This is a genomic window from Hydrogenophaga atypica, assembly GCF_042665215.1.
Taxonomy (GTDB): Bacteria; Pseudomonadota; Gammaproteobacteria; order Burkholderiales; family Burkholderiaceae_C; genus Hydrogenophaga; species Hydrogenophaga defluvii_A.
Genome location: NZ_JBHTCA010000015.1, coordinates 89,089 through 96,584 on the forward strand (window position 1 = coordinate 89,089; position 7,496 = coordinate 96,584).

The 7,496-nt window shown below is 66.9% G+C and carries 7 protein-coding genes; 3 read left to right on the top strand and 4 right to left on the bottom strand.

The annotated features are described in order from the left end of the window. Positions 1-5: 5 nt before the first annotated feature. On the top strand, positions 6-962 hold the full coding sequence (locus ACFQPB_RS16685; RefSeq protein ID WP_382225682.1) for a pseudouridine synthase: 957 nt from the start codon (positions 6-8) through the stop codon (positions 960-962). Here the strand turns inward: ACFQPB_RS16685 and ACFQPB_RS16690 are convergent. The 4 genes from ACFQPB_RS16690 to alaS all read right to left on the bottom strand — a co-directional run bounded on the left by ACFQPB_RS16690 (position 952) and on the right by alaS (position 6,276). Beyond that, positions 952-2,088: a transglutaminase-like domain-containing protein gene (locus ACFQPB_RS16690; RefSeq protein ID WP_382225685.1), complete on the bottom strand. Its 1,137-nt coding sequence runs from the start codon at positions 2,086-2,088 to the stop codon at positions 952-954. The genes ACFQPB_RS16685 and ACFQPB_RS16690 overlap by 11 nt on opposite strands. A gap of 70 nt (positions 2,089-2,158) precedes the next feature. Continuing rightward, positions 2,159-2,677 (bottom strand): TlpA family protein disulfide reductase, encoded by a 519-nt coding sequence (locus ACFQPB_RS16695; protein WP_382203051.1) that lies wholly within the window; start codon positions 2,675-2,677, stop codon positions 2,159-2,161. A 26-nt stretch (positions 2,678-2,703) separates the two neighbouring features. Then, the gene (locus tag ACFQPB_RS16700) at positions 2,704-3,585 is read right to left on the bottom strand and encodes a bile acid:sodium symporter family protein (protein WP_382203050.1); all 882 of its coding nucleotides are present in this window, start codon (positions 3,583-3,585) and stop codon (positions 2,704-2,706) included. Positions 3,586-3,654: 69 nt separating this feature from the next. Continuing rightward, a complete protein-coding gene (alaS, locus tag ACFQPB_RS16705; RefSeq protein WP_382225688.1) occupies positions 3,655-6,276 on the bottom strand; it encodes an alanine--tRNA ligase in 2,622 nt (873 codons plus the stop codon). A 110-nt stretch (positions 6,277-6,386) separates the two neighbouring features. Here alaS and ACFQPB_RS16710 point away from each other — a divergent pair, with 110 nt between their 5' ends. Next, a complete protein-coding gene (locus ACFQPB_RS16710) occupies positions 6,387-7,199 on the top strand; it encodes an aldolase/citrate lyase family protein (RefSeq protein WP_382225690.1) in 813 nt (270 codons plus the stop codon). Positions 7,200-7,277: 78 nt separating this feature from the next. Beyond that, a partial coding sequence (locus ACFQPB_RS16715; RefSeq protein ID WP_382225692.1) for an aldehyde dehydrogenase family protein occupies positions 7,278-7,496 on the top strand: 219 nt, incomplete at its 3' end.

The following is a 7,496-nucleotide window of genomic DNA, read 5'->3' on the forward strand; positions in this document are numbered from 1 at the left end:
ACACCATGACCCGCGCCCCCCGCCCCGCCCACATACCCGCCCGAGGTGGCCTGGATGCGAGCGCCGTCGCCTTGCCAGGCGCTGGCCCCTGGCCCGGTGTGGTGGACTACCTGGCGTGGCGGCTGCCGGCGCTGGACCGCATGGGCTGGGCCACGCGCATGGCTGCGGGCGAGGTGTTGGACGAAAACGGGCGCCCGCTGCCCCCGGACACACCGTTCTTGCGCAACACCCGCATCTGGTACTACCGGCACGTGGCCACCGAGCCACCGTTGCACGACAGCGAAACCTTGCTGTTTCAGGACAACTGGCTGGTGGTGGCCGACAAGCCCCACCACATGCCGGTGGTGCCGGGTGGGCGGTATGTGCGCCACAGCCTGCTGGTGCGCCTGCGCGAGCGCCTGGGCCTGCCGGAACTGAGCCCCTTGCACCGCATCGACCGCGAAACCGCTGGCCTGGTGGTGTTTGCGGTGCAGGCCCACACCCGTGCGGCCTACCAAAACCTCTTCCGCGAGCGCGCGGTGCACAAGGTCTACGAAGCCCTGGGCCCGTGGCGCGCCGACCTGCCCCTGCCCCATGTGCAGCGCAGCCGCCTGGCGCCGGTGGAGGGCTTTTTCACCATGCAGGAAGTGGCCGGCGAGCCCAACAGCGAAACCCGCATCGAAATGGTGGAACACGTTGCCGGGCTGGCCCGCTACCGGTTGACGCCGGTGACGGGCAAACGCCACCAACTCCGTGTCCACATGAACGCGCTGGGCCTGCCGCTGCTGGGCGACCGCTTCTATCCTCGCGTGTTGCCGGCCGACCTGGCGGACGACACCGAACGCCCGCTGCAGTTGCTGGCCCAGGCGCTGGCGTTTGACGACCCCTTCACCGGCGAGGCGCGGCACTTCACAAGCCAGCGCCGTTTGCTGCCCTTGAACGCCTGGGCCGATGCAAAAGACGCTCAGCCTGTCAGGCCTTGATCTCGGTGGCCGTGATCTGGTACTTGAAATCGTCGGGCGCGTAGGGGTCCACGCGCTCGCCACCGGTTTCGGCCATGGGGTACATCAAGAAGCCCAGCTCCGGGCCTGCCGAGCCAGGCAGCTTCAGGTCGTGGCCCATGTTCCAGGCCAGCCAGTTGCCCTCCCAGCCACCAAACAGGCGCTGGTTCACCGGGGCCACCACCGGGTGCCGGGTGGTTTTGATCCACTCCGGGGTTTCCAGGCGCATGACCTTGGCCACGTCGGCCGGGTCCATGGCCACCCAGCCGTGGCCGGCCAGGTGCACCTCGGCGCGGCAGTGCTGCGCGCCCTTGAGGCTGCTCGGGTTGCCACTGAGTTCCTTGTAGCCAAAGGCCGAGGGTGCCAGGCGGATGCCATACACATCGCGCGCCGGCAGACCGGCCGCGCGGCACAAGCCCACGAAAATGGCGTTGAGGTCGGCGCACTTGCCGCCCAGGTTGCCGGTTTCCAGCATGGTCTTGATGTCGCCTTCGCCGCAGCCGCGCACCTTGGGTTCGCGGTAGGTGTTGGCCACCACCCAGTCGTAGATGGCCTGGGCTTTTTGCACGTCGGTGCGCGCGCCTTTCGTGGCCTCGCGTGCGGTCTCGCGCACGATGCCGTCGGTGGGCAGCAGGCGGGTGGGCTGGGTCCAGAAGCGCAGCGAGGCCGCATCTTCGGTGGCGGCGGCGGCAACGGTGGTTTTGTGCGACCAGTCGGTGGCGCGGTTGCGGGTGCTCACGCGGCTGCTGAGTTCCACAAAAGGCTGCGACACACCGGCGTCGAACTGCACGTGCAGCATCTTCACGCCATAACGGCCGTCCTCGGTCAGGCGGGCTTGCCCGTTGGTGTGGAAACCGCTGGTCAGCGAACGTTGCCAATCGCTTTCCACCGAGGGCAGCGGCAACCAGACCTGGGTGGCGCCCGAAGGCATGAGCAAATCCACGCGGGTGGTGACGTCAAACGTGCGCCAGTCGCCCGGCACGGGCTTGAACTCGCTGCGGGAGGGCGCCGTCTGGGCCAGTGCAGATGAAAACGGGACAGCGGGCAGCACAACAGCCACGGACGTGGCTGCCGTGCGCCGCAGAAAAGCGCGGCGATCGGTGGTCATCAAAAGAACTCCGGAGTAGGAAAAAACGACCGGCACGTCTGTCAAGGGACACGCCGAAGTCGGGCGCCGATTATCGCCGCAGCAACGCTTCGATCCAGCCCAGCGCCTGGTGGCTGCTCCAGTCCACCTCGCCACGGATGCGCTGGCGCGCCCGGCCACTGGGGTCGATCAACACCGTGGTGGGAAACACCTTGACCCCCCAGGCGCGGGTCACGTCGCCCTGCGGGTCCAACGCCACCGGCAACGTGACACCCGCCGCCTGCGTGAACTGCGCGATGCGCCGGGGCCCTTCCTTGAAGTTGACTGCGAGCACCGCCACCCGGTCTTCGCCCAGCACCTGAGGCAGTTGCTGCAGGGTGGGCATTTCGGCGCGGCAAGGCTCACACCAACTGGCCCAGAAGTTGAGCACCAGCACACGGCCCTTGAAGTCGGCCAGCGTCACGCGCCGGCCCGCCATGTCCAGGGCATCAAGCTGGGGCGTGGGTGTCTGGCGGGGCCACTCGGCGATCTCGTGGGACTGGGCGCGCGCGCTGGCCCAGCCGCCCAGGCCGCCCAACAAGGCCAGCCCCATACAACGTCGTCTGATCATGGGACGGGATTGTCCCCGAAGCGGGCTCAGCCGCCGGCCACGGCGGGCGCCGCCAACACGCGGCGCATGGTCACGGCAAACACCAGCCCACCCAGGTACATCAGCACGCCATACACCGCGCCGGGCACGCCCAGCGCGTCGTTGCCCAGCACGGAGCTGGCGATCAGCAGTGCCAGGGTGGCGTTTTGCACGCCGGTTTCGATGGCCACGGTCACGGCCTGGCGCCGACTCAGGCGGGTCAGCCAGGCCATCACAAAGCCGCCCACCATGGCCGCCAGGTTGAGGGCCACGGCAAACACGGCCAGCGTGGAGAAGTTTTCCACCAGCAAGGCCCAGTTCTTGGCCACGGCGGCGGCCACCACCAGAATGAACAAGACGGTGGCCAGCTTGGTGGCCACGGGTTCGAAGCGCAAGGCCAGCGCCGGCTTGAGATGGCGCGTGAGCATGCCCAGCAGCACCGGCAAGCCCACCACCACAAACACCTGCCCCATCATGGCGCCCACCGGCACCTGCACGGTGGCGGCGGCACCTGTGTAGTGGTTCATGGCCCAGACGACCACCAGCGGCAAGGTGACGATGGTCAACACGCTGGCCACCGCCGTGAAACTCAGCGCCAGCGCCACGTCGCCGCGCGCCATGTAGGTCAGCAGGTTGGAGGTGGTGCCGGTGGGGCAAGCCGCCAGGATCATGAAGCCGACGGCGAAGGTGCCAGTCAGGCCAAACAGCTGGATCAGCCCCACACACAGCAGCGGCAGCAGCACAAACTGGCTCAGCACGCCCACCACCAGCGCACGGGGTTGTTGCAGGATGCGCCGGAAATCCAAGTGGGTGAGCCCCAGGCCCAGCGCGTACATGATGAACGCGAGAATCAGGGGCAGCAGCAGCCCTGAAACGATATCTCCCTGCATGGCGGGGTCTCCTTGTTCGTGAGGATGGGCGGGTTCAGGCCCGCCACACCTTACACGAAACAGGCCCCGTCACACGCGCTCGGAAACCCAGCCCCGCACCGCAGCCAGGGCCTGTGGCAGTGCAGCCGCATCGGTGCCGCCAGCCATGGCCATGTCGGGTTTGCCGCCGCCCTTGCCACCCACTTGGCTGGCCACAAAATTCACCAGCTCACCGGCCTTGACCTTGCCCATGCTGTCGGCGGTCACGCCGGCGGCCAGCTGCACCTTGCCACCGTCCACGGCGGCCAACACGATGGCGGCGGTCTTGAGTTTGTCCTTGAGCTTGTCCAGGGTGTCGCGCAGGGTCTTGGCGTCGGCGCCGTTCAGCACGGCGGCCAGCACCTTGATGCCTTTGACGTCCACCGCCTGGTTCACCAGCTCGTCGCCCTGGCTGGACGCCAGCTTGCCCTTGAGCGCAGCCACCTCTTTTTCCAGCGCCTTGATTTGCTCCAAGGTCTGGCCAATGCGCGTGTTCAGCTCGGCCGTGGGGGCCTTGAGCGCACCGGCGGCCTGGGCCACGGTGTCTTCCAGCGATTGCAGATAGGCCAGCGCGCCGGCGCCAGTGATGGCTTCGATGCGGCGCACGCCCGCCGCCACGCCGCCTTCAGCCACCACCTTGAACAGGCCAATGTCACCCGTGCGTTGCACGTGGGTGCCACCGCAGAGTTCGCGGCTGGAGCCGATGTCGAGCACGCGAACGGTGTCGCCGTACTTCTCGCCGAACAGCATCATGGCGCCCGTTTTTTGAGCCGATTCGATGTCCATGACCCGCGCCTGGGCGGCCGCGTTGGCCAGGATTTCGGCGTTCACCTTGGCTTCGATCTGGCGGATTTCGGCGTCGGTGACGGGCGCGTTGTGCGCGAAGTCGAAACGGGTGCGCTCGGCGTTGACCAGCGAGCCCTTTTGCTGCACGTGGGCGCCCAGCACCTCGCGCAAGGCCTTGTGCATCAGGTGGGTGGCGCTGTGGTTGCGCACGGTGGCCGCGCGCAGGTCGAGGTTGACCGAAGCGGTGACGGCGTCGCCCACCGCCAGGGTGCCCTGCGCCACCGTGCCATGGTGACCAAACACGTCGGACTTGATCTTCTGGGTGTCGCCCACGGCAAAGGTGGCCGAAGCCGTGCTGATCACGCCTTCGTCGCCCACCTGGCCGCCGCTTTCGGCGTAGAAGGGGGTGGTGTCGAGCACCACCACACCTTGCTGGCCCGCTTTGAGTTCGGCCACGGGCGTGCCGTCAAGGTACAAGGCCACCACCTTGGCGGAGGCCTCCAGCTGCTCGTAACCCACGAAGGTGTTGCCGGCGCCGGTGTATTCCAGCGCCTTGTCCATCTTGAACTTGCCGGCCGCGCGGCCCTTGGCCTTTTGCGCCTCCATGGCGGCGTGGAAGCCGGCTTCGTCCACCGTGAGGCCACGCTCGCGGCACACATCGGCCGAGAGGTCGAGCGGGAAGCCGTAGGTGTCGTGCAGCTTGAAGGCCACCTCGCCGGGCAGCACCTTGGCACCGTCGGCCAGGGCGGCGTCCAGGATCTCCATGCCGTTGGCCAAGGTTTCGTAGAAACGCTCTTCCTCGGCCTTGAGCACCTCGGTGATGCGCTGCGCCTGCGACGCCATGTTGGGGTAGGCATCGCCCATCATCTTGACCAGATCGGGCACCAGTTTGTGGAAGAACGGCGTCTTCTGGCCCAGCTTGTAGCCATGGCGGATGGCGCGGCGCACGATGCGGCGCTGCACGTAGCCCCGGCCTTCGTTGCTGGGGATCACACCGTCGCTGATGAGGAAGGACGTGGCGCGGATGTGGTCGGCAATCACCTTGAGCGAGGGGTTGCTCAGGTCGGTCGTGCCGGTCTCGCGGCCAGCGGCCTTGATCAGCGCATCGAAGATGTCGATTTCGTAGTTGCTGTGCACGTGCTGCAGGATGGCGGCCAGGCGCTCCAGGCCCATGCCGGTGTCCACACAGGGTGCGGGCAGCGGGGTGACGGAACCGTCTTCGTGCATGTTGAACTGCATGAACACGTTGTTCCAGATCTCGATGAAACGGTCCCCGTCTTCCTCGGGGCTGCCCGGGGGGCCGCCAGGGATGTGGTCGCCGTGGTCGTAGAAGATCTCACTGCAAGGGCCGCAGGGGCCGGTGTCGGCCATCATCCAGAAGTTGTCGCTCTTGTAGCGGCCGCCCTTGTTGTCGCCAATGCGGATCACGCGCTCGGGCGGCAAGCCGATTTCCTTGGTCCAGATGTCAAAAGCCTCGTCGTCCTCGGCGTACACCGTGGCCAGCAGGCGCTCCTTCGGCAGCTTGTAAACCTCGGTCAGCAACTCCCAGGCCCACTTCAGGCTCTCGCGCTTGAAGTAGTCGCCAAACGACCAGTTGCCCAGCATCTCGAAGAAGGTGTGGTGGCGGGCGGTGTAGCCCACGTTTTCCAGGTCGTTGTGTTTACCGCCCGCGCGCAGGCAGGCCTGCACCGAAGCCGCGCGCACGTAGTTGCGCTTGTCGGTGCCCAGGAAGACGTCCTTGAACTGCACCATGCCCGAGTTGGTGAACATCAGCGTGGGGTCGTTGCCCGGCACCAGCGGGCTGGACGCGACCACGGTGTGGCCCTTGGAAGCAAAAAAATCCAGAAAGGACTTGCGGATGTCGGCAACGGTGAATTGGGTGGTCATGGTGTGAGGGCCAGGGTAAGCAACCCGCCATTTTATCGGCTTGGCCGGGGCCGCCCCGGGTGGCTTTGGGTATAACCCGAAGCTCACGCTTCACCGACGGACAGCTTTTCATGCACACCCCCACCAACCCCTTCAAACAGGCCATGCGCGAGCAGCGTGCCCAGATCGGCCTGTGGGTCGGCCTGGCCGACGCCTACGTGGCCGAGCTGCTGGCCACTGCCGGCTTCGACTGGCTGTTGCTCGACGCCGAACACGGCCCCAACGACATCCGCACGCTGCTGGCGCAACTGCAGGCGGTGCAGGCCTACCCCTCCCACCCCATCGTGCGTGTGCCCGTGGGCGACGTGGCGCTGATCAAGCGCGTGCTCGACATCGGCGCACAAACGGTGCTGGTGCCCATGGTGGACACGGCCGAGCAAGCCGACCTGATGGCGCGCGCCATGCACTACCCGCAACCCGAGGATCCGGATGGCATCGCGGGCATACGCGGTATGGCGGGCGCACGCGGTTCACGCTGGGGCCTGTACCCACGTTATGTGCACGAGGCTAACGCCCAGGCCTGCCTGCTGGTGCAGGCCGAAACGGTGCTCGCCATGGACAACCTTGATGCCATCGCTGCCACCCCCGGCGTGGACGGCGTGTTCATCGGCCCGGCCGATCTCTCGGCCTCCATGCGCCACCCGGGCAACCCCAACCACCCCGCCGTCAAAGCCGCCATAGACGACGGCATCCAGCGCATCCTCAAAGCCGGCAAGGCGCCGGGCATTCTGAGCCTGGACGAAGGCCAGGCGCAACATTGGCTGGATCGGGGCGCGCGTTTTGTGGCCGTGGGCATGGACACCGTGATGCTGGCCAACGCCGCTCGTCAGTTGCGCCAGCGGTTTGCAGGCGCAGCGCCCGTGCCGGTTGTCACCGGTTACTGACCCGCAGACCGACGCGCGGTAAGCTCGCTTTTTTCCATTGGGGTGTGGCCACCCCCCCACACACACAGGACTAGCAACATGGACATGAAGACCTCGCCACTGGCCTTGCTCAAAGACCCCAGCCTGCTCAAGACCGACGCCCTGATCAACGGCCAATGGGTGGCCGGCAGCGCCCGCTTTGACGTGCACGACCCCGCCACCGGTTTGAAGCTGGCCGATGTGGCCAACCTGGGCCCGGCCGACGCCGAGGCGGCCATCGCCGCCGCAGATGCGGCATGGGCGGCCTGGCGCAACAAA